The organism is Thermomonas sp. (assembly GCF_019104945.1).
In the GTDB taxonomy this organism is placed as follows: Bacteria; Pseudomonadota; Gammaproteobacteria; order Xanthomonadales; family Xanthomonadaceae; genus Thermomonas.
This window is the reverse complement of sequence record NZ_JAHRWW010000011.1, coordinates 21,464-47,544: the sequence shown is the minus strand read 5'-3', so window position 1 is coordinate 47,544 and position 26,081 is coordinate 21,464. Positions and strand designations below refer to the sequence as shown.

The following is a 26,081-nucleotide window of genomic DNA, read 5'->3' as shown; positions in this document are numbered from 1 at the left end:
CACAGGTTCTAGCAAGTGGCGTGCCAAGCGATAACGCATTGAAACTAAAGAGAATTAAAGTTCGTTAAAGAATAAATGCACTATAACCGTGCAAAATTAAATCGCTATTTCACAAAAATAGTGCGTGTTGCGCGGGTTATCCTTTGCCACCGCTTGAACCGACCGCGTTATGAATGATTTTTTGGCCGCCCTGTTGCTTGGCATCATTGAAGGGCTCACCGAGTTTCTACCCATTTCCAGCACGGGCCACCTGCTGATTGCCGAATATTTGTTAGATCGCCACTACTCGGCGCTGTTCATTATTGCCATTCAAGCCGGGGCCATCCTTGCGATCACCCTGATCTACTGGAAGCGGCTGTGGGGCATGCTGCAGGCGTTTGTGGGGAAAGACGCCCCAGCGGCGTATGACCCGCTAGGCATCAATGCCAGCCCGGCGCAGTCGCGCGATTACGCCTATAAATTGCTGGCCGCGTTTGCGGTAACGGCACTGGGCGGTCTGCTGGTAAAAAAACTGGGTTGGGAGCTTCCAGACACGGTGCACCCGATTGCGTGGGCGCTCATCATCGGTGCGGTGTGGATGGTGTTGGCCGAACAATGGGCGGCGCGCAGCGCGGAACGGCGCGGTGAGCGCACCCAGATCAGCTGGACGGTGGCCATTTTGGTGGGGGCAGCGCAGGTGCTCGCGGGTGTCTTTCCCGGCACCTCGCGCAGTGCAGCTACGATTTTTGTGGCGTTGTTGGCGGGCACCACCAGCCGCGCCGCTGCTACTGAATTTGCGTTTGTGATTGGCATTCCCACCATGTTCGCGGCGACCGGCTATGAGCTGCTCTCACTGTATCTGCACGGTGACATCGGGGCGGAAAACTGGGGCGCGTTGGCCGTGGCCTGCGCGGCCTCGGCGCTCACCGCCTTTGTCGCGGTGAAGTGGCTGCTGCATTACATTCAGAATCATCGTTTTACCGTGTTTGCGGTGTACCGGCTCGTCTTGGGCGGGCTGTTATTGCTCTGGCTACCGGCTGCGGCGTAAGCCGCGCGTATTTTTGAAAAGGAGTGTTTATGCGAGCTTTGCTTGCTGCTGTGTGCCTGCCGCTGATGCTATCGGCCTGTTCGGCTTCGGTGTCGATGACGGAAACAACCACCACCACCACGCCGGCGGCACAAGTTAAAAGCAATGCCACGGCCAAGCCCAGCGCGCTGCACGCCGCGCTCACCCTGACGCGCTACCACTGGCTGCTGGATGACGCGCGTGACGCCGCAGGCAAGCGCATCGACGCGCTGTTTGTGCGTGCTAATCAACCTGTTCGGCTGGATTTCAACGCCTCCACCATCTCGGTGGGCAATACCTGCAATACGCTGAGCGCGCACCACACCCCCACGGGTGATAGCCTTACCGTAGAGCCGATGGCAACCACGCTGATGGCCTGTGCAGATCCGGCGCTTGCTGCGCTAGATCGCGAAGTGGGCAAGCGCTTACAAGGCAAGCTGGGCATGCAGATTGAAGAGGGGGCCACGCCAACATTGGTGCTGACCAATGCGGCTGGCGACGTGCTGCGCTTTAAGGGGCAAGCCACCGCCGAAACGCGCTACGGCGGCCCCGGCGAGCGTGTCTTCTTGGAAGTTGCGGCGCATACTAAGCCCTGTAGCCACCCGCTAATCCCAAACAAGCAATGCTTGCAGGTGCGCGAGATCAAGTACGACGACAAAGGCTTGAAGGTGGGTGCCCCCGGAGCGTTTGAAAACTTCTATGACGCTATCGAAGGCTATACGCACCAAGACGGTGTGCGTAACGTGCTGCGGATCAACCGCTATACCCTCGATAATCCGCCCGCCGATGCATCGAAATATGCCTATGTGTTGGATATGACGGTGGAAACCGACACCTCGGGCAAATAAGAGGCGGCGATGGAGTCTGTGCACTTACGTTTGGCCGCGCTTGAAGAAGCCGATGCGGTCTGGGAGATCTTGCAAGACGCGATCATTCAGCGCCGCCAAGATGGCAGCACGCAGTGGCAGAACGGCTACCCCAATCGGCAAACGGTGCTAGATGACATCGCGCGCGCTGAAGGCTTTGTGCTGGAACGCGCGGGCGCGCTCTTGGCTTATGCGGCGGTGATTACTCGCCCGGAGCCTGCATACGCCAGTATTGAAGGGCAGTGGTTAAGCGATCGGCCGTATGTGGTGGTGCACCGCGTGGCGCGCGCGCGGCAGCATGCTGGTGGCGGCATTGCGGCGGCGCTGCTGCAACAGGTGGAAACATGGGGCGCGCAGCAGGGGATTTTCAGCGTTCGGCTGGATACAAATTTTGATAACACGGCGATGCTGAGCACGCTCAAGCGGCTGGGCTATACCTATTGTGGAGAGGTGGAATATCAAGGCTCGCCGCGCATGGCGTTTGAGAGGTTGCTATAAACAAAAACCCGCCACGATGGGCGGGTTTTCATAAGGCAAAGTAGCAGCAGAGCGGCTTACTTGATCTTGCCTTCTTTGTACATCACGTGCTTACGAACAACGGGGTCGTACTTGCTGACTTCCATCTTGTTCGGGGTGTTCTTTTTGTTTTTGTCGGTCGTGTAGAAATGACCGGTGCCGGCCGAGGAGATCAGACGGATTTTATCGCGCTTGGTTGCCATGATTGTTCTCCTTAGACCTTCTCGCCCTGCTTACGCAGGTCGGCGAGGACGGCGTCGATACCGTTCTTGTCGATGGTGCGCAGCGCAGCAGCGGAAACACGCAGTTTGACCCAACGGTTTTCCGAGGCAACCCAAAAACGGCGCTCGTGAAGGTTAGGTTGGAAGCGACGACGCGTCTTGCGGTTGGAGTGCGAGACGTTATTACCTGTCGTCGTACGCTTGCCGGTAACTTGGCAGACTTTAGACATTGGGCACCTCGATGGTGTGTGATTGTCGCCCGTAGCCCGGGTGACGGCGGCCCCGATGGGATTATCGGGAAGGCGCTGCAAAGCGCAGCGAGCCGCCTATTATGCAGGCGGCTTAAAAAAATAGCAACAAAGGCAATAGGTTACGCTTCGGCGCGGGCCTTGAGCATGGCGTAGGCTGCGCGCAGGCTCATCGCCTCGCCACCTGCTGGGCGGCCGGGGCGGTCGCTATCGTTCCATGCGTACACGTCCACATGCGCCCAGCGCTGCCCTTCATCCACAAAACGCTCTAAATACAGCGCGGCGGTGACGCTACCGGCCATGGTGGTGTTGCTGGCGTTGGCGAGGTCGGCAATGCCGCTGGTGAGGTAGCGCAGATAGGGGCGCCATAGTGGCATCCGCCAAAGCGGGTCGCGCGCTTGGGTGCCGGCGCTGAGCCAGTCATTGGCCAGCGCTTCGTCATTGGCGTAAAGCGCGGGCAGATCGGGGCCAAGCGCCACGCGCGCGGCACCGGTGAGCGTGGCGAAGTCCAGCAGCACATCGGGCTTGAGCTCGCAGGCGCGGGTAAGCGTATCGCACAGCACCATGCGGCCTTCGGCGTCGGTATTGTCAATTTCCACGCTGACGCCTTTGCGTGTGCTCACCACTTCGCCGGGGCGGAAGGCATTGGGGCCTACCGCGTTTTCTACTGCCGGGATCAGCAGGGTGAGGCGTAACGGAAGCTGCTGCGCCATGATCAGTTCGGCCAGTGCCAGCGCGTGCGCCGCGCCGCCCATGTCCTTCTTCATGTTGCGCATGCCGGCGGCGGCTTTTAAGTCCAGCCCGCCGGTGTCGAAGCACACGCCTTTGCCACAAATGGCGATATGCGGATGTGTGGTATCGCCCCAGGTGAGTTCCAATAAGCGCGGCGCACGGTGCGAGGCGCGCCCCACCGCGTGGATGGCGGGGTAGTTATGTGTCAGCAGGGCGTCGCCAGCGATGACACTCAATTGCGCGCCGTGGGTGTTGGCGACGCTGCGCGCCACGGCTTCAAGTTCATCCGGGCCCATATGTTCGGTGGGCGTGTTGACCAGATCGCGCACGCGCAGGCAGGCGGCCAGCACATTGAAGATTTCTGGATCAAACGGGCCCAGTAAATGCACATCGGGTGTTTTGTGGGTTTTGTAGCGGCTAAACCGATACAGCCCCAAGCCCCAGCCCAGTTGGAGGGCGTGGCGTGCGTCATCGTTCAGTGCCTCACCTTCGGCCCGCCAGTGGGCGTCTGGAAGGGCGCGCGGAATGTGCGCGTAGGCGTAAGGGTCAAGGGTGTCTTCCACACCGGCCACGGCGGCGGCAAGTTGGCCCTGCGCGTCGGCCCAGGTTTGCAGGCTGCCCGCACTGGCGTCAAAACGCTGCGCACTTAGCCAATGCTGCACGTGGCTGGGCTGGGTTTGTAGCCAGGTTGAATACGTGGATTTGCTGACGATGTGCAGCGGCAATGCGTCGGCGGTTTCAATAAAACCCGAAGGTAGTGTCATGGGGTGGCCTCAAGTGGCGCCGCCGTGTCGATCCAGTCGGCGAGCTCGGTGAGTGTGGTGACGCGCAGGTCGGCCTGCGCAAGCTCGTTAGGCCAAGCGTGGTCGCCGCGGTCGATCCAGCAGCTGCGTAGGCCGGCGTTCTTGGCCCCGGCCACGTCCATGCTGGGGTGGTCGCCCACGTGCAGCACGTTTTCGGGCGCGACATTGAGGCGGCGGCAGGCTTCGTGGAACAGGCCCGCGTCGGGCTTGGGCGCGCCATATTCGCGGGCGCCAAGTTGAAACTGAAACAGGTCCGCAATACCAATCACGGCAAGGTCGGCATTGCCGTTGGTCAGCGCCGCTACCGGCAGCTTGGCGGCAATGCGGTGCAGCCCAGGGAGCGCGTCGGGGTAGAAATCTACGCGATTGCGTTCGTGGAAGAAGATGCCATAGGCGGCGCTGGCAAGCGCAGGGTCATCGCCGCTTTCGTTCAGCGCGCGCTCGATGGTGAGCCGCCGCAGCAAGCCAAGATCGTGTGCGTGTTGGGGGAACTCGGCAAACACCCGCATGCGCAGCGCGTGCATTTCTTCGATAGGAAAGCGCTCGGCCGTGCGCGGGCTATGCGCCACGAACCAGCTGTGCAGAGCGCGCTCGATGCGTTCGCCGATGGGCGGAAACGGCCAGAGCGTGTCGTCGAGGTCGAGGGTAATGGCGCGGATGGGAGGATTCACCCCCGTATTGTAGGCCGCTACGGCCGCGATCGCTGTGACCGGCATTCAAGACTGCTCGTTTTGCGTGTTTGGCGGGGTGCTAGCCGCTGGTTCGGTGGCGCTTGCGGTATCCAGCAGGGGGGCGAGGGCGCGCAGCAGGTTGAGCAGGCCGCCGCTACTGGCGAGCCGTAGCGGCCGCGCGCGGCCAATGGCAAAGCCTGCGGCAAGGCCTGCAATGACGATGCGGCTGGGGGTCCAGCTTTCACGCCAGCAGTGTTTTAGCTGCTGCCAGCGTGTGGCGCTGGTCAAAACCTGAGCTTGGAGTGCCTGTTCGGCTTGCTGCACGCGTGCGCGCTGGGTATTCAAATTCATGGCGAATCTGCTTCCGGCGCGCGCTTTTGCGGCACAAGCCCAGCCAGTTGCCGCCGCGTGGCGTGTAGCCCCGTATGGGCGAAGCTGCGCTTGGCGGCAATGGCCGCGAATACGGTGCCTGCAAGGCTCAGCAACGCGGCGCAGAGCAGCGCCACCAGCCAAGACAGCCCCAGCGCTTGTAGCGCGGCCACAAGCAGCGCCATCAGAAGGAGCCACGCCGAAACGCCCAGCGATACCACGATGGCGGCAAACACCAGCGTATGCGCCAGTGCGGCACGCGCCAGCGCAAGATCGGCCAGCACCAAGTCGCGCAGCGCACCAAGGCTTGCGTGCATGGACTGCACATTGGCCTGCGCTTCGCTGCGCAGCGCGTCGAGGGTATCGCCTAGGCCGGGCGCGGCGCTGCTGCGGGTGCTGTCCGAGGAGGACGCCTGCGGCTGTTCCGCCACGGGCTTATTTGTCGCTGCGGCCGAGCTTGGAAATGATCCAACCTGCGGCAAAGGCAACGCCAAAGGCGGCCAGCGGGCGTTCGCGGATCAGTTCGGCGGCGCTGTCGAGCAGGTCGCGGCCTTTTTCCGCGAGCGCGTCGATTTGCTCACCTGCGGCGCTGCCAAGGTGCTGCGCGGCAAACGAACCCGCGGTGGCGCTGTCGCCCAATTCGGCGCGCACCTGCGCGCTGCCAATGCGCAGCTCATCGGTGGCCGCGCCTGCGGCGCTCTTTACCGCGCTACCGGCGGCAGATGCAGCCTGCTTTAAGTGGGTGCCAGCGTCGCCCAAATTGCTCTTGATCGCTTCGGTATGCTCGCTCATGGGGTGCGTCCTTGAATGAGAGGTGTGATAAGTGTCGCACTCTTTGGCTAAGAATAGGTCAACGCATTAACAGCTGGCCGCTGGTATTGCCGCGCAGAATGCGTAGCACCAATTGCTGCGGCGTGCTGGCAAGGCTGGCGCGGAAGCCGGTAAGGTCGCTGAAATTGCCACTGCTGGCGGCCAGCACCACATCGCCGCGCTGCAGGCCGCTTTGTTCGGCGCGGCTGCCGCGCTGCACGTCTTCTACCAGTACGCCAGCAAGCCCTTGGCGGCGCAGCGATTCGGGGAGCTCGGAAAAGCTCGCGCCGGTGAGGCGTGCGTCAAGCTGAATGCCGCTGAGTGCTTTGGGGATTTCATGCAAGGTGGCGGTGAGCTGCAGCGGTTTGCCGTCGCGGCGCACGTCTAGGGCTACTTTGGCGTCGGCCATTTGTAAGCCTTGAAAATTACGCAGCGCCTCGGCATTGGCAATGGCTTCACCATTGGCCGTTAGCACCACGTCGCCCACCTTTAGCCCGGCCGCACTTGCCGCCGAGTTGGGGTAGATGCGGGTAACCACCGCGCCGCGCGCTTCGCTCAAGCCAAGGCCTTTGGCAATGCGTTCATCCACGTCTTGCGTGTCGATACCCAAGGTGCCGCGGCGCACGACGCCGCCGTGCAGGAGCTGCTCTTTGATACGCGTGGCGAGGTTGGAGGGAATGGCAAAACCCAGCCCGATATTGCCTGCCATCGAGCCGCGCGGGTTGAAACTGGCGGTATTGATGCCCACCAGTTCGCCGTTGAGGTTGACCAATGCGCCGCCGGAGTTGCCGGGGTTGATGCTGGCATCGGTTTGGATGAAGTTTTGAAACCCCGCACCGGGCAGGTTGTTGCGGCCTACCGCCGAGACAATGCCGGAGGTGACCGTTTGCCCCACACCGAAGGGGTTGCCAATGGCCACCACAAAGTCACCAATTTGCAGCGTATCGCTATTGGCCACGGGAATGGCCACAAGGTCTTTGGCCGGTATGCGCATCAGCGCTATGTCGGTATCGGCATCATTGCCGACGAACTCCGCTTTGAGTGTGCGCCCATCGGCCAGCGTCACCTGCACCTCATCGGCGTTTTCCACCACATGGTTATTGGTAAGCACCAGCCCGCGCTGCGCATCAATAATGACGCCGGAGCCCAGCGACTGTGCAATGCGCTCCTGTGGAATACCAAAAATGCGGCGAAAAATGGGGTCATCGCCAAACGGCGTGTTTACCCGCACCACTTGCTTGGTGTTTACGCTGACCACCGCGGGCAGCACTTGTTTCAGCATCGGCGCCAGCGTGGGCATGGCCGGGCCACCGGGCAGTGCGGACGGTAGAGCGGGCATCGCCGCCGCAGTAGAGGCCGTGGCGGGGCGTTCAAGCAATAAGTTGAGGCCGGTGGCGGCAAAACCACCGAAAGCAGCAGCAGCGGAGAGGGTCAGCAGCGTTTTGGTCGAATGCTTCATGCGTGAGATCCAAGGCAAGCGATATAGGCGAGTGTTGCCAGACGCGGTGCAACCACGACTGAAGGTGGGGATTTTGGCGCAAATCGCAATGCGCGTTTTGCATTGCAACATCGTTCGCGTATTCAGTTTTACGGGTGAAACATACCCGCAATTCGTGAAACCCGCACCACCTTTGCGTGTTGGCCGGTCTGCCCAATTGGCAAGGTTTTGAAGAGAAATTTATTCGTTGACTTGCCTAAGCTTCGTGACTATGGTTTCAGCCTTGCTCCACTAGATCTAGTGGTTCATTTGTGGGGTTTATCCCAATACTTGTGGCATGGGGATGCCGCAAACACGCACAACGCAACCAATACATCGGCTTACCGCAAGGTTAAGCCATCATAGACAGGAGAGTCGAAAGGCATGAGCACGGCGAGGCTGGAAGCGGTGATCACAGACAGTAAACACGACATTTCGATGCAACCGGCATCGGAAGACATCTGGGACAAAAAGTACCGCCTCAAGACCAAACAGGGCGTGCCGCTGGATGCCGATATCGACGGCACATACCAGCGCGTGGCCAAGGCGCTTGCCGATGCGGAAACCAGCGACGAACTGAAGCACTACTGGCAAGAGCGCTTTTTGTGGGCGCTGCGCCGTGGGGCAATTCCTGCTGGGCGCATCACCTCGAACGCGGGTGCGCAGCAACATAAGCCCGCCACTTCGACGATCAATTGCACCGTATCGGGCACCATTGAAGATTCGATGGACGGCATCTTGGACAAAGTGCACGAAGCCGGCCTTACCCTGAAAGCAGGCTGCGGTATTGGTTATGAGTTCTCCACGCTGCGCCCGAAAGGCGCGTTCGTGGCCGGTGCGGGGGCCTATACATCAGGCCCGCTGTCGTTCATGGATATCTTCGACAAAATGTGCTTCACCGTGTCCAGCGCGGGCGGCCGCCGTGGCGCGCAGATGGGTACGTTTGACGTATCGCACCCCGACGTCAAAGATTTTATTCGCGCCAAGCGTGAAGACGGTCGCCTGCGTCAGTTCAATCTGAGTCTGCTGATCACCGACGGCTTTATGCAGGCGGTGGAGCGCGACGACGACTGGGCGCTGGTGTTTCCGGTGAATACCAAAGAACAAGGGGATATTGACCTTGATCACCCCGAGCAAGTGGTCTGGCGCGATTGGCCCGCGCAAAAGGGCTACGTGGTGCGCGATGATGGCTTGGTAGCCTGCAAAATTTACGGCCATATCAAGGCGCGCCACCTGTGGGACATGATCATGGTGTCCACCTACGACTACGCCGAGCCGGGCTTCATCCTGATCGACAAGGTCAACGAGATGAATAACAACTGGTGGTGCGAAACCATTCGCGCCACCAACCCCTGCGGCGAGCAGCCGCTGCCGCCCTACGGCGCCTGCCTACTGGGTTCGGTGAACCTGACCAAATTCGTGCGGCATCCGTTTACCGACCGCGCCGAGTTTGATTGGGAAGAGTACAAAGAAGTGGTGCGCGTGTTCACCCGCATGCTCGACAACGTGGTGGAAGTGAACGGCCTGCCGCTAAAACAGCAGCGCAACGAGATCATGCGCAAGCGTCGCCACGGCATGGGCTTCTTGGGTCTGGGCAGCACCATGACCATGCTGAAGATGAAGTACGGCAGCAAACCGTCGTGCGAATTTACCGAAGCCATTGCACGCGAAATGGCGGTGGCCGGCTGGGAAACCGGCTTGGCACTGGCTAAAGAAAAAGGCGCTGCACCGATCATGGGCGAAGTGTTTGAAGTCACCGCCGAAATGCTGCGCAAGCGCCCGGAAATGGCCGCCGATGGCTGGATGCTGGGGCAGAAAATTGAAGGCCGCGTGCTGCACGCCAAATACAGCCGCTATATGCAGAAGGTGGCCGAAGTAGCACCGGAGCTGGTGGAAGCGCTGGCGCAAGAAGGCTGCCGCTTCACCCACCATAGCTCCATTGCCCCCACCGGCACCATTTCGTTGAGCCTTGCCAACAACGCTAGCAATGGCATCGAGCCGAGCTTTGCCCACCACTACAGCCGCAACGTGATTCGCGAAGGCAAAAAGAGCAAAGAAAAGGTGGACGTGTTCTCCTTCGAGCTGCTGGCCTACCGCGAGCTGGTGAACGCCAACGCGATGCCGTATGCAGAAGATGCTGCCGCACAGTTGCCGGACTACTTCATTGCTGCCGATGACATCAGCCCGAAGGAACACGTAGACGTGCAGGCCGCCGCGCAAATTTGGGTGGATTCATCCATTTCCAAAACCGCCAACGTCCCCACCGATTACCCGTACGAAGAGTTCAAAGATATCTATCGCTACGCCTACCAGCAGGGCTTGAAGGGCTGCACCACCTTCCGCTTCAATCCGGCCGCGTTCCAAGGCGTGTTGGTGAAAGAAGCCGATCTTGAAAACACCACCTACCGTTTTGAATTAGAAGACGGCAGCGTGGTGGAAGTGAAGGGCAACGAACAAATTGAATACGACGGCGAACTGCACACCGCCGCCAACCTCTTCGACGCCCTCAAAGAAGGCTATTACGGAAAGTTCTGACATGACCGTCAAAATTGAAAAGAAAATCAAGTCGTACTCCGTGGTGAGCGCGGAGGGGAAAAACAAAGAGGCCGCGCCTGTTGTCGTTGCCGCCAGTGCGGATGACAACGTCATTCAAATGCACGAGCGCATCGAGCGCCCGGAAGTATTGATTGGCAGCACCTATAAAATTAAATCACCGCTGGTGGAGCACGCCATGTACGTGACCGTCAACGACATCGTGCTGAACGCAGGCACCGAGCACGAACACCGCCGCCCGTTTGAAATTTTCATCAACAGCAAGTCGATGGAGCATTTTCAGTGGATCGTGGCGCTGACCCGCATCATGTCCGCCGTGTTCCGCAAGGGTGGCGACGTCACCTTTATCGTCGATGAAATGAAAGCGGTGTTCGACCCGCGCGGCGGTTACTTCAAGGCCGGTGGCGTGTATATGCCATCGTTGGTGGCGGAGCTGGGCAGCATTATTGAAGATCACCTGAAGTCGATCGGCATGCTGCATGACCCGGAAATGAGTGATGCACAGCGCGCACTCATTGCAGAAAAACGCCGCGCCTACGAAGAACAGCAAAAAAAAAACCTTGAGCCTCTCGTAGAAGAGACGCAGCCGGTGCGTGAAGAAGACGTGGCCGTGACTGGCGACGGCACCAGCTTTCCGCCATCGGCCAGCATGTGCCATAAATGCAACACCAAGGCGCTGGTCATCATGGATGGCTGCGCCACCTGTTTGAATTGCGGCTATAGCAAGTGCGGGTGAAGGCACCCGCCTTCAACGCATCGTTCATCATTACAAAGGGTTTTTCATGGCGTTTACCACCACCGAATCTGGTTTGCAGTTTGAAGACACCGCCGTTGGCGCGGGCGCCGAGGCGAAGCCCGGCCGCACCGTCACCGTGCACTACACCGGCTGGCTCTATGAGAACGAGGCACAAGGTGCCAAGTTCGACTCCAGCAAAGATCGCGGCGAACCTTTCATGTTCCCATTGGGTTCTGGGATGGTGATCAAGGGCTGGGACGAAGGCGTGCAGGGGATGAAAGAAGGCGGCACACGCACCTTGATCATCCCCGCCCATCTTGGCTACGGCGCACGCGGCGCGGGTGGCGTTATTCCGCCAAATGCCACCTTGATGTTCGAAGTGGAGCTGTTGGGGGCTTGATTCGTTTTTTGCATGGTCAATGCCCCTATTTTGACAAGACCACTTAATAGCCCTATAAATAGGTCGTTTCTTTTGGGGGGCGACCTGATGCCGCATCAAGTTCTTTCCGAGATGGCGGCCAGCATCTCAGAGCTCAAAGCCAACCCCATGAAGGTTGTTGCTAGCGGCCAGGGTATGCCCGTGGCCGTCTTGAACCGTAACGCGCCAGCGTTCTACTGCGTTCCAGCAGATGCCTATGAGGCATTGATCGAGATGATCGACGACCTTGAGCTTATTAAAGTGGTGAAAAAGCGCCAGCAGGAACGCTCGGTTCGAGTTTCGCTCGATGAGCTATAAGCTCGCGTTCAAAGAATCAGCGCTCAAAGAGTGGGGCAAGTTAGGGGCAACGATGCGTGCACAATTTAAGGCGAAGCTGGCAGAGCGTCTTAAATCACCCAAAGTCCCTTCTTCGGCGCTGCATGGCGCGAAAGACCTTTACAAAATCAAACTGCGGGCATCAGGCTACCGGCTTGTGTATCAGGTGGAAGACAAGATCGTCACCGTCACCGTGATCGCCGTTGGCAAGCGCGACAAAAATCTTGTCTATGAAGTTGCACTGGCGCGTATGCGGCCAAGTAAAAAGGTCTAACGCTTTCTCTTGTGTACTTTTTGTGGCCAGAGTGCCGGTCTCATTCCATGAGACGGCAAGCTGACACACTGCCGTGTCCGTTTTTACTGGAAGTACGATATGCCGTGGTTGGAATGGCATAGCCACAACGGTACTAAGATTTCGAATATTTCGTTTATTTCGTTTATTTCGAATATTTGATATACTCACGAGCCAAAACCAGTGCTTGACGAGGATGGGGCCGCCGTGTCCGCCCAATTAAACGAACAACTAGTCAACGCGCCTGCCAGCGCCCAAGAAACTGAACTGGCACGCCAAAGTAGCCGCCTGCTTGCTGCCTGCATCGGGAGTGGTCCCACTGCGCGTCTGCGGGTGATTGATGCCGATGGCGAGATTGAAGTACCCGTGGCCGCTTTGCGGATGCTGGTGGATATTTTGGACAACATGGCGTCTGGCAATGCCGTAAGTTTGATGCCGATTCATGCAGAACTTACGACCCAACAAGCTGCTGATTTTCTTAATGTCTCGCGTCCGTATGTTGTAGGTTTATTGGAGCGCGGCGAGTTGCTGCATCACAAAGTCGGTACGCATCGGCGCGTGTATTTACGCGATCTGCTAGCGTATAAGAATGCTCAGATTGCCCAGAGCAAGGCGCGACTGAATGAGCTTGCCCGCGAAGCACAGGATTTGGACTTTTACTGATGTCAGGCTTCGTTGCGCAGAGGGGGAGTCACCTCTCCCCATTTGCTAAAATCACCGTCCGTTCTGTGTTTGAAGTAGAAAGCCATGTCTGCCTTGCCCCCCTGCCCCAAATGTCATTGCGAATACACCTACGAAGACGGTGCATTGCTGGTCTGCCCGGAGTGCGCGCACGAGTGGGCGCCGGGTGATGTGGCGCAAGACGAGGACGTCAAAATCGTCAAAGACGCGGTGGGCAATGTGCTGCAAGATGGCGACACCGTCACTGTGATTAAAGACCTCAAGGTGAAGGGGTCTTCGTCGGTGGTGAAGGTGGGCACCAAGGTGCGCAATATCCGCTTGGTGGATGGTGACCACGATATTGATTGCAAAATCGACGGCATTGGCCAGATGGGGCTGAAGTCGGAGTTCGTGAAGAAAGCCTGAGCCAATGCGGCGCGCGTGACGTGGATCAGCCAAGCGGCGGTTAGCGCTTGGCATTTTCCAAATGCGAGTTAATATCAACAACAAACAATTGTTTGAAGTTGCGACGAGCATCGCATTTTATGAATATCCAGCATTACCACCACGATCACGCGCACATCTACGAGCAGATCAACCTGCTGCGCAACTTGAGCCGCAGCGGCGTGCGCGAGAATGCGCCGCAAATTAGTGAATTGATTACCGGCACCGCTAGCCGCATTAAATTCCATCTAGCGGCCGAAGAGCGCGTGCTGTATCCCACGCTGGCCGATGCGGGCGATAGCCGCGTCGCCACACTGGGCGCGCGCTATCAAAAAGAAATGCAGGGGCTGGCCGGTGCGTTCACGGATTTTGTGAATCAGTGGCGGGTGCCGTCGCGGCTTGCGGCAGACCCAGATGGGTTCCGCCGCGATGCCAATACGGTATTGCGCGCGCTGTTTGAGCGCCTAAAGCGCGAAGAAGTGGAGCTATACCCGGTGGCAGAAACGATTTAACGCGAGGCGGCCAGGCGCTGCGCGTAGAGTGCGGCGCCCATATCGGGGCTGTGCAGCGGTGGGCGCAGATCGAACTGCGCACTCGCGGCTTGCAGGGCATTGCGCAGCGGTTCTAGCAATAGCTCACCGGCGTGGAAGGCGCCGCCGGAATACGAAACAGATACTTGTTCACCCGCTTCAAACTGAAGTGCGCTGCGTAGGGCGATGGCGATCTGCGCCAACTCAAAACCGGCATCACGATAAATCTGCTGGGCGTGGCTATCGCCCGCGCGCGCCGCGTTGGCCACCAACGGCGACAGCTTGGCAATATCGGTGCGCGAGCCCACATTGGGGCCGTAGATATGCGCGCATAGGTCTAAGTCGCGCTTCAGGTGCAGCGCGTCGTTGACGATGGCGTGCAGTGGGCCTTTGGGCAGGCGCCCATCGCTCATTTTGGAATACACATTGAGCCCACGCGCAGCGATCCAATAGGCGCTGCCTTCATCACCCAAAACATCGCCCCAGCCACCCGCACGCTGACCAAGGCCGTTGCGCTGGCCGTAGCCCATTGAGCCGGTACCGGCAATGAGATTGATGCCGTCGGCGCAGGCCAGTGAACCGGCCCAGCCGCAGATCATGTCGTTATCGCAGGTGTAGCGTAGATGCCCCAGGATGCCTGCGGGCAGCGTGTTGAGCTGCTGCGCGACAGCCGCGTTTTCACCATAGGCGGGCAGGCCGAAGAAGGCCCAAGCAATATCCCCGGCGTTGACCCCGGCGTGGCTGAGTACCTGCGCGATACCGTCTTCCAGCACGGCACCAGCGCCGTCTAGGCCTACCTGCGGAAAATAGGTGGTGCCAAGTTCGGCTTGCGCCAACGGCTGCGCGTTGGCATCCATCAAGAGAAAGCGGGTCTTGGTGCCGCCGCCGTCCACGCCAAGGAAGTAGGCCATAGGCTTAGGCGTCCAGTGGATATAGGCGCACGCCTTGCACCACGCGGTTCACGGTGCCTTGCGGGTTGGGGTTGTCGGGGCTGCGGTCCAGCGTGCGCGATGCAAAGAACGCATACATTTGCGCCACTGCGATATAGGGCCACACCAAATCAATATCGTCCGCCTGCGCCATCTCCGCTACGGCAATGCTGCTGTCCGCATATTCGGCGCGCGGCTGCGCGGTGATTTCGATCACCGCACCCGCTTCGCCATCGCGGCGCAGTTCGTCGATCAAGTCGCGGTCGTACTGCTGGGTATAGGCATCGTTCGATACAAAGACACAGACCAGCGTATTGGCGGTGACAAACGTCTTGGGGCCGTGGCGAAAGCCGAGCGGCGAATCATAGGTGGTGGCAATCGCGCCATTGCTCAGTTCGCCCAGTTTCAGCGCGGCTTCGCGCGCCAGGCCTTGCAGCACGCCGCTGCCGAGGTACACGCAGCGGTCAAAACCGCGTTCGGCCAGCGCGTGTAACGGCTGCGGAAATTGCCGAATGGCCTGCGTAGTGGCTGCGCTAAGGGCGTTGCAGCGCGCTTCGCTGATATTGCTTGGCGTGAGCGCGGCGAGCGCAGCGTAAAGCATGCAGCTAAAGCTGGAGGTCATCGCGAAGCTGGCGTCGTGGGTGGCTTCCGGCAGGTGCACGGAGAACGCTTGGCGCACTTCCAACTTACCCAGTTTACCGTTGGGATTGCAGGTGATGAACAGGTGGCGCACGTCTTGCACCAATGTTTCGGCCAGCTCCACCGCCGCAACACTTTCTGGGCTGTTACCGGAGCGGCCAAACGACACCAACAGCAGCGGTTGCGTGGGCTGTAAGTGCAGCTTGGGTGCGCTCACAAGGTCGGTGGTGGCAATGGCATCCACACGCGCAGGCAGCTGTGCGTCGAGCAGAGGCGCAAGAATTTGCCCGATATACGCCGAGGTGCCTGCGCCGGTCAAAATGATCCGCGTATTGGGGTTGTGTGCCAGCGGCTGGGTGAACAGGTCAAGTGCCGCACGCAGCGATGCGATCAGCGCATGGGTGGCCTGCAGCATATCGGGCTGCTGCTGAATTTCGCGAGCGGTGTGTAGCGCACCGGACGTTTCGAGCGTGGCGGCGTCGATGCCGAGAAAAGAATCAATGGCAAGCATGCTGATAGTCGTCCAGAACGGCTTCGATATGCGCCATCACTAGCGCGTTGGGGGCATTAGAAATACGGCCTTCACGCAGCGCTTTGAGTGCGTGCGGCAGGTATTGGCCGAGCAGGGGGAGCGGCGGCGGGTTGTTGCGCAGGTTGTCGAACAGGCGCGCGCGCGCGGCGTCTATTTGTGCGTCGGGCCAGTAGTAGCGAATGCGGTCGCTGAGGCTGTATTGCAGGTCGATTTCAAGCTGATCGCTCTGCGCCGTGTAATAGCGTTTCCAATACTTGGGCTCGGCGTACAGACGGGTGAGTGTCACTTCACGCAGATGCGCCTGTAGATCGCTGGCGATCCATTCGCGTTCGATCGCGTCGAGCGCCCAGAGCGCTTCGCGCAAGGCAAACGTCAGGCCGGGGCCGACTTTCAGAATGGCGAAATGATCGCGCACCAAGGCAGCGAGCTTATCCGGGGTTTGGTAGTCGGTGGAATGGGCTTCAAACACCATGCCGGGAACGCCTTCAATGGCGGCGCTGAGGGCGCGGGCTTTTTCCGGCGCGTAGTCAATCACGCTATGGTGGTCGAACTCCACACCCGGCTGCACCACAGAGGCGATCACGCGCGTCCACGCATCGCTAAGGCCTGCCGCAACGAACGCGGCGCGGTGCGCTTCAATCGTGGCCAGTGCGGCCTCTGGTGTGGTGACGGCGAGGCCTTCGATGGCTTCGGTAGCACCGCCCGGCACCGGCACTTCGGTGCCGATCACATACACCGGTGCGGCGCCGCCAACATCAGCATGCGCGGCTTCAGCAGCGCGGGCGAGGCGCACGGCGCGTTCCACGATGGTGGCTTCTGGCAGTGGCTCTGGGTCATCGGTGCAGACCATCGAGCAATCCAAATGAATTTTCTGGAAGCCCGCACGTACGTAGTCGGCTACCATTACTTCGGCCTTATCCATCGCGGCGGCGGCATCGAGCGCGGTCCACGGGTTGGGGCCAAGGTGGTCGCCGCCAAGCAGAATTTTTTCAGTAGGAAAGCCCACACGGGTGGCGATCGCGTGAACGAACTTCACGAAGTCGGCGGGGCGCATGCCGGTGTAGCCGCCGTCTTGGTTCACCTGGTTGCAGGTAGCTTCAAACAAAACGAACGGCGCGTTGTGGCGCTGGGCGTGGCGCAGCGAGGCTTCGATCACCAGTGGATGCGCGGAGCAAATAGAAGTGATGCCGCAGGCGGCCCCTTGCTTATGCTGCGCAATCAAAGTTTGCAATGGGTGCATAAATACCTTCCTTTTGAAAGGCATTGTGGCGGTCTTTGTGAGGGAATGCAATAAAAATGTTTCGTTTTATTTTCTTTTTGTTTCGTTGCGATTTATCTTCGAAAGTCTCTGTGCTGCTTTACGCCAATAGTAGTTCTACGCCCAATGCTTCAATGGATGCGCGCAGCTCAGCGGGGGCGTCGTGGTCGGTAATCAGCGTATCAAGCCCGTTTACGGGGATGATGCGGTGCAGGCAGACGCGGCCAAATTTGCTGCTATCGGTAATGGCCACCACGCGGCGCGCGGCTTCCACCATCTTGCGGTTGAGTAGGGCTTCTGGCTCGTAGTGGGTGGTGATGCCGCGCTCAAGATCGAACCCATCCACGCCCAGAAACAGCAAGTCCACGTGCAGGGCATCCAAGGCTTCCACCGTTAGGCCGCCGTAGAACGCCATGTTTTTGCGGCGCAGCTCGCCACCGAGCATCAGTAGACGGATATTGGTTTTTGGCGCGACTGCAGCCAGCACGCCGAAGTCATTGGTCACCACGGTAACGTCAATATTGGGCAGTGCTTCGGCAAGCGCGATGCCGGTGGTGCCGGAGTCGATGACGATGGTGCTGCCGGGCGTTACCAGTTTGGCGGCGCAGTGGCCGATTTGCTGCTTCTGCGTCGGGTGCTTGCCGCGCTTGGCTTCATACGTCGGCTCGCCGCTGCTGGGGCCAACGACATGGCTGTCAATCGCGCCACCGTAGGCGCGCGCCATCACGCCGCGTTCGCTTAAATAACGCAGGTCTTTGCGAATGGTTTGCGCACTCACGCCGAAACGGTCGGAAAGGTCGGTGACTTGAACGCTGCCGTTTTGACGGACAAGTTCGCTGATTTGCAGGCGGCGTTGGCTGGTATCACGGCTCACGGGCACGTTGGCTCCTAAGGTTGAGTGTTGAGTATGCGATATTTCATTTCGTTTCGGGCGCTGAAAATGAAAAGGGGACGGCGAACCGTCCCCTTCCGTAACGCCTCGTGGGGGAGGGATTACAGGCCCAGCACGTTCTCTGCCGTGACATACGGCAGGTTGTGGGTGGTGGCCACCGGCTCGCAGGTGATCTTGCCTTCGCACACATTCAGGCCGTTGCGCAGGTGCTTGTCGTCCTTCAGGGCCTGCTTCCAGCCCTTATTGGCCAGCGCCAGGGTGAACGGCAGGGTGGCGTTATTCAGCGCAAAGGTAGAGGTGCGCGCCACGGCGCCAGGCATATTGGCCACGCAGTAGTGCACCACGCCATCCACCACAAAAGTGGGGTCGGCATGGGTGGTGGCTTTTGAAGTTTCGGTGCAGCCGCCTTGGTCGATCGCCACGTCCACAATCACCGAGCCCGGCTTCATGGTCTTCAGCATGTCGCGGGTGATCAGCTTTGGTGCGGCCGCGCCCGGAATCAGCACGGTGCCAATCACGAGGTCGGCGCGCTGGATCAACTCTTGGATCGCAGCCTTGGTGGAATACACGGTGGAGATCGCTGAGCCAAACTGCGCCGACAAACGCTTTAGCGCGTCGTTGGAGCGATCCACTACGGTCACCTGAGCGCCCATGCCAATTGCAATTGTTGCTGCTTGCGTACCGGACACGCCGCCGCCGAGCACCAGCACCTCCGCCGGTGCCACACCGGGCACGCCGCCGAGAAGCACGCCGCGGCCGCCTTGAGCTTTTTCCAGCGAATGTGCGCCCACTTGTGGGGCGAGGCGGCCGGCTACTTCCGACATCGGGGTGAGTAGCGGCAGCGAGCCGTTCGGCGCGGTGACGGTCTCATAGGCAATGCAGACGGCGCCCGAGTCCACCAAGTCGTGGGTCTGCGGTGCATCGGGGGCAAGGTGCAAATAGGTGAACAAGATTTGCCCGGGGCGCAGCATTTTGCGCTCTACGGCCTGCGGCTCTTTCACCTTCACGATCATATCGGCACTGGCGAAGATTTCTTCCGCCGTTGCCAGCAGCGTGGCGCCCGCGGCGATGTAGTCGTCGTCGGTCAGCCCTGCGCCTAGCCCGGCCCCTTGCTGCACCACCACCTCGTGGCCATGGTGCACCAGCTCATGCACCGACGTCGGGATCAGGCCGACGCGGAATTCATTGTTCTTAATTTCCTTGGGTACACCGATACGCATCGTGGGAATCTCAGTAGGAGAGTAGAAAGAGGGCATTATGCGCGTCTGAAAGCGCAAAAAATCGTCAAATATGTTGCCGTCTAGCTGAGAATTTCGCATTCTCAGCGAATAATCTGAAATATGAGCGAATAGAATGCGGCATTTTGTAACCCCCTTGGATGACCGCGATCGGGCCATCATTCGTCTGTTACAGGAAGACGGCCGGCTGACCAATTTGGAGTTGGCCCAGCGCATCAATCTTTCGCCCTCTGCCTGTTTGCGCCGCGTGAAATTATTGGAAGAGGCGGGTTTGATCGCGCGCTATGTCATGTTGCTCGACGACAAGCTGGCCGGGCTCTCCGGCACAGCATTTGTGCTGGTGACGCTTGACCAGCAGGGTCGAACCGCGCTGGATGCATTTGAAAATGCAGTGCGCGAACACCCTGAGGTGACCGAATGCTGCCTGCTGGCGGGCGCGGCCGATTACATGGTGCGGGTGACCTATTCCGACGCCGAAGACTTCGAGCGCATCCACACCGAAATTTTGACCCAACTGCCGGGGGTGGTGCGGGTGCAGTCCACATTGGCGCTGCGCACGGTCAAGCGCACCACCGCACTGCCGATTTAACGCGTACCGATTAAACTTAGCGGATGCAAACCTCAAACCGCGGCATTGCCATGGTCGGCTTCGATGCCGACGACACCCTCTGGCGCAGCCAAGATTATTTCGACGATGCGCAGGCACAGTTCGAGCGCATCATTTCCCATTACGTGGATCTCGATGACGTTGGCAAGCGCCTGTATGGCTATGAGTCGCGCAATATCGCGTTCTTCGGCTACGGCGTAAAAGGCATGGCGCTGTCCATGGTGGAAGCGGCGGTGGATATCACCGATGCGCGCATCAAAGCGTCTGATATCAAACGCATCGTGGCGATCGCCAAGCAGCTGCTGCGGCATCCGGTAGAAGTGCTCGATGATGTGCGCGAAGCGGTTACCGCAATCGCCGCAAAGTATCCGGTGGTGTTGATCACCAAAGGCGATTTGTTTCATCAAGAAGCCAAGGTGCGCGAGTCGGGGTTGTCGGATCTATTTCGCCGTATCGAGGTGGTGAGTGAAAAAGACCCCACCACCTATGCGCGATTGTTTGAAGAATTCGGCGTGGATCCATCGCGGTTTTTGATGGTGGGTAATTCGCTGCGCTCAGATATTCAGCCAGTGCTCGAGCTTGGTGGCTGGGGCGTGTATGTACCGTATCACCTCACTTGGATGCACGAAGCCAGCGCGCAGCTCACCCAGGGGCGTGAGCGTATGCGTGAAATCGACGGTATCGGCAACTTGTCGCAAGCCATTTCTGACCTCGATGCACTGGCGTCGATGTAACCAACGCTTTGGGAGCACTACATGATTGATTTGAATGGCCGCGTGGCGATTGTCACTGGCGCAGGCGGTGGGCTAGGACGTTCGCACGCATTGTTGTTGGCAAGCCGTGGCGCCAAAGTAGTCGTCAATGATTTAGGTAGCGGCGCGCAGACGGTGGTGGATGAAATTCACGCCGCGGGCGGTCAGGCGCGCGCGGTGCAGTGTTCGGTGGCCGACGCGGGTGCGGTGCAGGCGATGGTCGATGCGGTGCTGGCTGACTGGGGGCGGATCGACATTTTGGTGAATAACGCAGGCATCTTGCGCGATAAAAGTTTCGCGAAAATGGGGCTGGATGATTTCCGCCTTGTTGTGGATGTGCATTTAATGGGTTCGGCCAATTGCACCAAGGCGGTATGGAATGCAATGCGTGAACAGAACTATGGCCGTGTTGTGATGACGACATCCTGCAGCGGTTTGTATGGCAACTTCGGTCAGGCCAACTATGCCGCGGCCAAGATGGGGCTGGTGGGCTTGATGCAAACGCTGGGTATCGAAGGCGAGAAGCACAATATTCGCGTGAATTGCCTCGCTCCCACCGGCAAGACAAAAATGATGGAAGGCATTTTGCCGGATGCGCAACTGTCGAAATTCAAACCCGAGTTGGTGAGCCCGGCGGTGTTGGCGCTGGTGTCGGAGCAAGCACCTAACCGGGCCATTTTAAGTGCGGGCGCGGGTGGCTTTGAGTTAGTACACATTGCGATGACCCAAGGTATTGAGTTGGGTGAATCGGCCAGCGCCGAAGCGATTTTGCAGCGTTGGAACGAATTGGCCGACCGAACGAATGCCATTGTGCCAAGCACTGGGTTTGAGCAAGCGCAACATGAGTTGAAGAAAGGCGGGTTTGAGGTCTAACTTGCGCGAGGGCTCGCCAGCAGGTGCTTCCCTTCCGCGAATGTCCTCCGGCAGTCAGTTGCACTGACTGCCTCCCCCTTGATTTCGCTACAGGGAAGCCCCTGCTAGCGATCCATGCGGGTTTACTGCGGAATACGCACCCAACCTTCCATCAGCACGCGCGCGCTGCGGCTCATCACCGCCTTGGTTACGCTCCACTGGCCGTTGATCTGCGTCACCGCGGCGCCTACCGCGAGCGTGCCGGAGGGGTGGCCAAAGCACACGCGCTCACGCGTGCCGCCACCTGCAGCCAAGTTCACCAACGTACCCGGCACGGCGGCGGCGGTGGCAATGGCTACTGAGGCGGTACCCATCATGGCGTGGTGCAGCTTGCCCATCGATAGCGCACGCACGTTCAAATCAATCGCTTCAGCGGCAATCGTTTTGCCCGCGGAGGACACATACGTCTGCGGTGGTGCGACGAAGGCCACCTTCGGGGTGTGCTGACGCGTCGCGGCCTCTTCTGCGGTTTTGATCAAACCCATGCGCAGCGCGCCCGCCACGCGAATGGCCTCAAGTTTTGCCAGCGCAGCCTTGTCTTCATTGATCGCACCCTGCAGCTCGGTGCCGGTATAGCCAATCTCGGCGGCATTGACGAATACAGTGGGGATGCCTGCGGTAATCATCGTCGCCTGCAGCGTGCCCACGCCCGGCACATCGAGCGTATCCACCAGCTGCCCGGTGGGGAACATCGCGCCTGCATCGCCATCATCGGATGGGTCAATAAATTCCAAAACAATTTCAGCGGCAGGGAAGGTGACGCCATCGAGCTCAAAATCACCGGTCTCCTGCACTTGGAAGTTGTGCATCGGCACATGCGCGATGATGGTTTTACCGATATTGGCCTGCCAAATGCGTACCGTGCACAGGCCGTTTTTCGGCACCAGTGCGGGGTCGATCAGGCCATTGGTGATGGCGAACGGCCCCACTGCTGCGGAGAGGTTGCCGCAATTGCCCGACCAGTCCACGAAGGCACTGTCGATGCTGACTTGGCCGTACAGATAATCCACGTCGTGATCAGGCCGCGTGGACTTCGCCAAAATCACGCATTTACTGGTGGACGATGTCGCCCCGCCCATGCCGTCGGTGTGCTTGCCATATGGGTCGGGTGAGCCGATTACGCGCAGCAGCAGAGCATCGCGCGCCGCACCCAGCACACGTGCGGATTCCGGCAGATCAGCCAGTTTGAAAAATACGCCTTTCGATGTGCCACCACGCATATAAGTGGCGGGGATGCGAAGCTGCGGTGCAAACGACATGGTGGCGTTCCATTCAAGACAGAATGCCTATTTTCACCGCTTTGAGGCAGCACTGCGAGTCTAAAATTAAGACGTGGCGAATAGATCCATGAAGGTATGCACCGGCATCGCTTCCAATGTGGCTTGGTCGAGCGCCACATCTAAAATTTGCTGCTGGTGCGCGGCATCAAACCGGCGTGCAAGATTGTGGCGGAATTTGTCTTCCAGCAGCGGAATACCTTCATCACGACGGCGGCGGTGGCCGATGGGGTATTCCACCAGCACCTCATCAAGCTTCGTGCCATCTTTGAAGGTGACGTTTAGCCCATTGGCAATACTGCGCTTGTCCGGGTCGTGGTAATCGGTGGTCAGGTCTGGGTCTTCCACGCAGCGGATGCGGGCGCGCAGCGCGTCGATGCGCGGGTCTGCGGCCACGTTGGCCTCGTAGTCGGCGGCGGTGAGGCGGCCAAACAGCAGCGGCACCGCCACCATGTATTGAATGCAGTGGTCGCGGTCGGCGGGGTTATCCAAGGGGCCTTGTTTGTCGATGATGCGCACGCAGGCGGCGTGGGTGCGGATGACGATTTTTTCAATCTCATCCACGCTGCGGCCAAGTGTTTTCAACATTGCGTGCAGCGTCATTGCGGCTTCTACCGCGCTTTGCGCGTGAAACTCGGCGGGGTAGCTGATCTTGAACAGTACGTTCTCGATGACATAGCTGCCGAAGTTGCGATCAAACTTGAACGGGCGGCCTTGGAACGACACATCGTAAAACCCCCAAGCGGGCGCGGTGAGCGCGCCGGGGTAGCCCATTTCGCCGGTTTGTGCGATCAGCGCAAGCCGCACTGCGCGTGAACACGCATCGCCCGCGGCCCAGCTTTTGCGCGAGCCAGTATTCGGCGCGTGGCGGTAGGTGCGCAGCGCTTGGCCATCAACAAACACCTGCGATAATGCGGCCAGTGTTTGTTCGCGGCTAAGTTCAAGCAACTGGCTCACCACCGCCGTGGAGGCCAGTTTCACGAGGGCAACGTGATCAAGCCCAACTTGGTTGAACGAGTTTTTGATGGCAAGGACGCCCTGAATTTCGTGTGCTTTGATGGCACATTCAAGCACGTCGCGCATCGTGATTGACGCGCCGTTTCTGCTGCGCCAGTCGGCCACGGCGAGAATTGCGCCGAGGTTGTCGGATGGGTGGCCCCACTCGGCGGCGAGCCAGGTGTCGTTATAGTCCAGCCAGCGGATGGTGGCGCCGATATCAAACGCGGCTTTGATTGGGTCGAGCTGGTAGGCCGTGCCCGGCACGCGCGCGCCGTTGGTAAGTGTTGCGCCGGGTACCACCGGGCCGAGCAGTTTGGTGCACGCCGGGTATTCCAACGCTTCCAGCGCACAGCCGAGTGAGTCGATCAGCATGTGGCGCGCGGTCTGCCACGCGAGTTCGGTGCTGGGGTGGTAGTTGGTAACGTAGTTGGCAATTTGAATCAGCTCGGCGTCCCAATTGGGGCGCGTGCTGTCGTTGAGCGAAGACATGGAGCATCCTGATGGCAAAAGACCTGCGCGCAGTGTGCGCGTGTGGCTGCGCAAAGCAGGTGAACGCGTTAACTGCCGATGCCGGTTTCAACCCGATTGCGGCCAGTTTGCTTGGCGCGATATAGCAGTTCGTCGGCGCGTGCCAGCAGTGTTTCAGCGCTGCTGTGTTCGCTGGGCGTAACGCTGGCCACGCCAATGCTGACGGTGACCACGCCTGCCACCGGCGAGCCCTTGTGTTCGATTCCCAGTGCTTGCACGGTCTGCAACAAGTGCTGGGCCACATGGGTCGCGCCGTCCAGATCGCACTCGGGCAACAGGCAAACAAACTCTTCGCCGCCATAGCGCGCGGCCATATCTTGCGCACGTGCCAGGCCATCCTGAAGTGCGCGTGCCACCGACTGCAGACATTCATCGCCGCGTTGGTGGCCGTACAGATCGTTATAGGCTTTGAAGTGGTCGATATCGAGCATCAGCAGCGAAATCGGCAGACCGTTGCGCTGGCCGCGTCGCCATTCAGTGGCGAGGGTTTCATCAAAATGGCGACGATTGGAGATACCGGTGAGCCCGTCGAGATAAGCCATTTTGCGCAACAGCTCGCTTTGCGCCAGTTGTTCGGTACGGTCTTCGAAGGTAGCCATGAAGTGGGTACCGAAGGTGAGCCCACCGATGGCCATGGTGCGCACGCTGCCGTTGCGCAAAGTGACGCGATAATCTTTGCGCGGGATCTCGCCACCATGGGCGCGCGAGAATGCCAACGCGGTGTTCCAGTCTTGGATCACCTCGGTTTGATAGTTTGGGTCTGGATAACTTTCTTCCCACCAATGTTGGAGGCTGAGGGCTTCGTCTTCGGGGAATCCAAACAGTTCGTGAAAACGGCGGTTTCGGAAGTAGAACTGGCCGCCGTCATCCACCAAGGCTAGCCCCATCGGCATTTCATTCATGAGCCGCCGCAGTAAGTGCTCGGTTTCCTGCAGTTTGAGGGTTTGTTGTTTTTCTTCGGTGATGTCTTGCAAGTAGCCATGCCACAACGTGTCGCCGTTTTCCAAGCGCTGTGGCTGTGAATAGCCATGTAGCCAGCGCTCGCCTTGGTCGGGAACTTGAATGCGAAAGTCTGCTGCCCACTGCTCCAGAGTTTGCGCCGAATACGCGATGCTGGCCATCGTGGGAGCTAGGTCATCTGGGTGCACCAATGCGAAGGCGTGGGTAGCGTCGGTGCGTAGTTTCTCTGAAGGCAGGCCGAACATACGTTCGGCATTGGGGGAGGCATAGGGAAACCAGCTATGCCCGCTGGGGCTGAGCTGAAATTGGTACAGCACTCCGGGTACTTGCTCAGTCAGCCGGTCTAGGTTTTCTTGTTCGCGCTGGCGGCTGCTGGCATCCATCTTGGTGCCGATGATGCGCAGTGGCTGGCCATTGCTGTCGCGCTCGGTTACACGGCCTCGGTCTTGTACCCAGCGGTAGCTGCCGTCCTTGTGGCGAATGCGGTGCAGGCTTTCGTAAAACGGAACTTCTTCCTTGAAGTGACGCTGCATTTCCTGCTGCACGCGCGGCCTGTCATCCGGGTGGATGCGGCTCATCCATTCGTTAAGCGAGTTGCCTACTTCTTCATCGGCATAGCCGAGTAGTGATTTCCACAACGGCGAGTGATACACCGTATCGGTGCGGCCATCGTATTCCCACACGCCCTGCTGGGTGGCTTCTAGAACCGCTTTCCAGCACGCCGCGTCCTCTTCGGCCGAGGCGGGCTCATGCAGCCGCAGCACGTTATCTGCGGGCGGCTGCGGAGGCGTACCTGTTGGGGCTGATTTTTTACTCAAACCCACATCCTAC

At 59.3% G+C, this 26,081-nt stretch carries 30 protein-coding genes; 14 read left to right on the top strand and 16 right to left on the bottom strand.

What is annotated here, in order from left to right; genetic code table 11:
• The first annotated feature begins 169 nt into the window (after positions 1-169).
• The 3 genes from KUL77_RS03075 to KUL77_RS03065 are packed head-to-tail and all read left to right on the top strand — an operon-like array spanning position 170 to position 2,409.
• On the top strand, positions 170-1,027 hold the full coding sequence (locus KUL77_RS03075) for an undecaprenyl-diphosphate phosphatase (protein ID WP_297143477.1): 858 nt from the start codon (positions 170-172) through the stop codon (positions 1,025-1,027).
• Positions 1,028-1,056: 29 nt separating this feature from the next.
• Positions 1,057-1,893 (top strand): META and DUF4377 domain-containing protein, encoded by an 837-nt coding sequence (locus tag KUL77_RS03070; protein ID WP_297143475.1) that lies wholly within the window; start codon positions 1,057-1,059, stop codon positions 1,891-1,893.
• Between the two features lie 9 nt (positions 1,894-1,902).
• Entirely contained in the window at positions 1,903-2,409 is a 507-nt protein-coding gene (locus tag KUL77_RS03065; RefSeq protein WP_297143472.1) for a GNAT family N-acetyltransferase, read from the top strand.
• A gap of 56 nt (positions 2,410-2,465) precedes the next feature.
• On the opposite strand, the gene rpmG is transcribed toward KUL77_RS03065, so the two are convergent.
• From rpmG to KUL77_RS03025, 8 genes are all read right to left on the bottom strand, one after another.
• A complete protein-coding gene (gene rpmG, locus KUL77_RS03060; protein ID WP_028840080.1) occupies positions 2,466-2,630 on the bottom strand; it encodes a 50S ribosomal protein L33 in 165 nt (54 codons plus the stop codon).
• An 11-nt stretch (positions 2,631-2,641) separates the two neighbouring features.
• Positions 2,642-2,878 (bottom strand): 50S ribosomal protein L28, encoded by a 237-nt coding sequence (rpmB, locus tag KUL77_RS03055; protein ID WP_271679897.1) that lies wholly within the window; start codon positions 2,876-2,878, stop codon positions 2,642-2,644.
• Between the two features lie 140 nt (positions 2,879-3,018).
• Positions 3,019-4,392 (bottom strand): leucyl aminopeptidase family protein, encoded by a 1,374-nt coding sequence (locus tag KUL77_RS03050; RefSeq protein ID WP_297143459.1) that lies wholly within the window; start codon positions 4,390-4,392, stop codon positions 3,019-3,021.
• On the bottom strand, positions 4,389-5,102 hold the full coding sequence (locus KUL77_RS03045) for an HAD-IA family hydrolase (protein ID WP_297143457.1): 714 nt from the start codon (positions 5,100-5,102) through the stop codon (positions 4,389-4,391). Before KUL77_RS03045 ends, KUL77_RS03050 begins: the two co-directional genes overlap by 4 nt.
• A 45-nt stretch (positions 5,103-5,147) precedes the next feature.
• Complete coding sequence (locus KUL77_RS03040) at positions 5,148-5,453, bottom strand: hypothetical protein (protein ID WP_297143454.1); 306 nt, start codon at positions 5,451-5,453, stop codon at positions 5,148-5,150.
• Positions 5,450-5,902 (bottom strand): phage holin family protein, encoded by a 453-nt coding sequence (locus KUL77_RS03035; protein WP_297143452.1) that lies wholly within the window; start codon positions 5,900-5,902, stop codon positions 5,450-5,452. The genes KUL77_RS03040 and KUL77_RS03035 overlap by 4 nt, the downstream gene beginning before the upstream one ends.
• Before the next feature lie 4 nt (positions 5,903-5,906).
• Complete coding sequence (locus tag KUL77_RS03030; protein ID WP_297143449.1) at positions 5,907-6,263, bottom strand: hypothetical protein; 357 nt, start codon at positions 6,261-6,263, stop codon at positions 5,907-5,909.
• Positions 6,264-6,321: 58 nt separating this feature from the next.
• Positions 6,322-7,740: a Do family serine endopeptidase gene (locus tag KUL77_RS03025; protein ID WP_297143446.1), complete on the bottom strand. Its 1,419-nt coding sequence runs from the start codon at positions 7,738-7,740 to the stop codon at positions 6,322-6,324.
• 402 nt (positions 7,741-8,142) lie between these two features.
• Between KUL77_RS03025 and KUL77_RS03020 the strand changes: the two genes are divergently transcribed.
• From KUL77_RS03020 to KUL77_RS02985, 8 genes are all read left to right on the top strand, one after another.
• On the top strand, positions 8,143-10,293 hold the full coding sequence (locus KUL77_RS03020) for an adenosylcobalamin-dependent ribonucleoside-diphosphate reductase (protein WP_297143443.1): 2,151 nt from the start codon (positions 8,143-8,145) through the stop codon (positions 10,291-10,293).
• A gap of 1 nt (position 10,294) precedes the next feature.
• On the top strand, positions 10,295-11,047 hold the full coding sequence (locus tag KUL77_RS03015) for an NrdJb (RefSeq protein WP_297143441.1): 753 nt from the start codon (positions 10,295-10,297) through the stop codon (positions 11,045-11,047).
• A gap of 46 nt (positions 11,048-11,093) precedes the next feature.
• The gene (locus tag KUL77_RS03010; RefSeq protein ID WP_297143438.1) at positions 11,094-11,447 is read left to right on the top strand and encodes an FKBP-type peptidyl-prolyl cis-trans isomerase; all 354 of its coding nucleotides are present in this window, start codon (positions 11,094-11,096) and stop codon (positions 11,445-11,447) included.
• Positions 11,448-11,534: 87 nt separating this feature from the next.
• Entirely contained in the window at positions 11,535-11,783 is a 249-nt protein-coding gene (locus KUL77_RS03005; protein WP_297143436.1) for a type II toxin-antitoxin system Phd/YefM family antitoxin, read from the top strand.
• Positions 11,773-12,075, top strand: a complete 303-nt coding sequence (locus KUL77_RS03000; protein WP_297143433.1) for a type II toxin-antitoxin system RelE/ParE family toxin — start codon at positions 11,773-11,775, stop codon at positions 12,073-12,075. Before KUL77_RS03005 ends, KUL77_RS03000 begins: the two co-directional genes overlap by 11 nt.
• Positions 12,076-12,300: 225 nt before the next feature.
• Positions 12,301-12,756, top strand: coding sequence for an excisionase family DNA-binding protein (locus tag KUL77_RS02995; protein ID WP_297143429.1), 456 nt, complete (start codon positions 12,301-12,303; stop codon positions 12,754-12,756).
• Positions 12,757-12,840: 84 nt separating this feature from the next.
• Complete coding sequence (locus KUL77_RS02990) at positions 12,841-13,179, top strand: zinc ribbon domain-containing protein YjdM (protein WP_297143425.1); 339 nt, start codon at positions 12,841-12,843, stop codon at positions 13,177-13,179.
• Between the two features lie 119 nt (positions 13,180-13,298).
• Positions 13,299-13,709, top strand: coding sequence for a hemerythrin domain-containing protein (locus KUL77_RS02985; RefSeq protein WP_297143420.1), 411 nt, complete (start codon positions 13,299-13,301; stop codon positions 13,707-13,709).
• Here the strand turns inward: KUL77_RS02985 and KUL77_RS02980 are convergent.
• The 5 genes from KUL77_RS02980 to ald form a co-directional block, all read right to left on the bottom strand.
• Entirely contained in the window at positions 13,706-14,638 is a 933-nt protein-coding gene (locus KUL77_RS02980) for a BadF/BadG/BcrA/BcrD ATPase family protein (RefSeq protein WP_297143418.1), read from the bottom strand. The two genes, KUL77_RS02985 and KUL77_RS02980, sit on opposite strands and share 4 nt — an antisense overlap.
• Positions 14,639-14,642: 4 nt before the next feature.
• On the bottom strand, positions 14,643-15,806 hold the full coding sequence (locus KUL77_RS02975) for an SIS domain-containing protein (RefSeq protein ID WP_297143417.1): 1,164 nt from the start codon (positions 15,804-15,806) through the stop codon (positions 14,643-14,645).
• Entirely contained in the window at positions 15,793-17,067 is a 1,275-nt protein-coding gene (locus KUL77_RS02970; RefSeq protein WP_297143416.1) for a D-tagatose-bisphosphate aldolase, class II, non-catalytic subunit, read from the bottom strand. Before KUL77_RS02970 ends, KUL77_RS02975 begins: the two co-directional genes overlap by 14 nt.
• Positions 17,068-17,185: 118 nt before the next feature.
• Entirely contained in the window at positions 17,186-17,959 is a 774-nt protein-coding gene (agaR, locus tag KUL77_RS02965) for a transcriptional repressor AgaR (protein WP_297143413.1), read from the bottom strand.
• A 119-nt stretch (positions 17,960-18,078) separates the two neighbouring features.
• Positions 18,079-19,197, bottom strand: coding sequence for an alanine dehydrogenase (ald, locus tag KUL77_RS02960; RefSeq protein WP_343231528.1), 1,119 nt, complete (start codon positions 19,195-19,197; stop codon positions 18,079-18,081).
• A 133-nt stretch (positions 19,198-19,330) separates the two neighbouring features.
• Here ald and KUL77_RS02955 point away from each other — a divergent pair, with 133 nt between their 5' ends.
• From KUL77_RS02955 to KUL77_RS02945, 3 genes are read left to right on the top strand one after another with little or no spacing between them, the layout of a single operon-like run.
• Positions 19,331-19,804 carry an Lrp/AsnC family transcriptional regulator gene (locus KUL77_RS02955; RefSeq protein WP_297143407.1) on the top strand — a complete coding sequence of 158 codons (474 nt, stop codon included), beginning with the start codon at positions 19,331-19,333 and terminating at the stop codon, positions 19,802-19,804.
• A 23-nt stretch (positions 19,805-19,827) separates the two neighbouring features.
• Positions 19,828-20,556 carry an HAD family hydrolase gene (locus tag KUL77_RS02950; RefSeq protein WP_297143404.1) on the top strand — a complete coding sequence of 243 codons (729 nt, stop codon included), beginning with the start codon at positions 19,828-19,830 and terminating at the stop codon, positions 20,554-20,556.
• 21 nt (positions 20,557-20,577) lie between these two features.
• A complete protein-coding gene (locus KUL77_RS02945; protein ID WP_297143402.1) occupies positions 20,578-21,447 on the top strand; it encodes an SDR family NAD(P)-dependent oxidoreductase in 870 nt (289 codons plus the stop codon).
• 122 nt (positions 21,448-21,569) lie between these two features.
• On the opposite strand, the gene prpF is transcribed toward KUL77_RS02945, so the two are convergent.
• From prpF to KUL77_RS02930, 3 genes are all read right to left on the bottom strand, one after another.
• Entirely contained in the window at positions 21,570-22,745 is a 1,176-nt protein-coding gene (prpF, locus tag KUL77_RS02940; protein ID WP_297143400.1) for a 2-methylaconitate cis-trans isomerase PrpF, read from the bottom strand.
• Between the two features lie 66 nt (positions 22,746-22,811).
• The gene (locus KUL77_RS02935; protein WP_297143398.1) at positions 22,812-24,251 is read right to left on the bottom strand and encodes a bifunctional 2-methylcitrate dehydratase/aconitate hydratase; all 1,440 of its coding nucleotides are present in this window, start codon (positions 24,249-24,251) and stop codon (positions 22,812-22,814) included.
• A 68-nt stretch (positions 24,252-24,319) separates the two neighbouring features.
• Positions 24,320-26,068: a GGDEF domain-containing protein gene (locus tag KUL77_RS02930; protein WP_297143395.1), complete on the bottom strand. Its 1,749-nt coding sequence runs from the start codon at positions 26,066-26,068 to the stop codon at positions 24,320-24,322.
• Between the last annotated feature and the right edge of the window lie 13 nt (positions 26,069-26,081).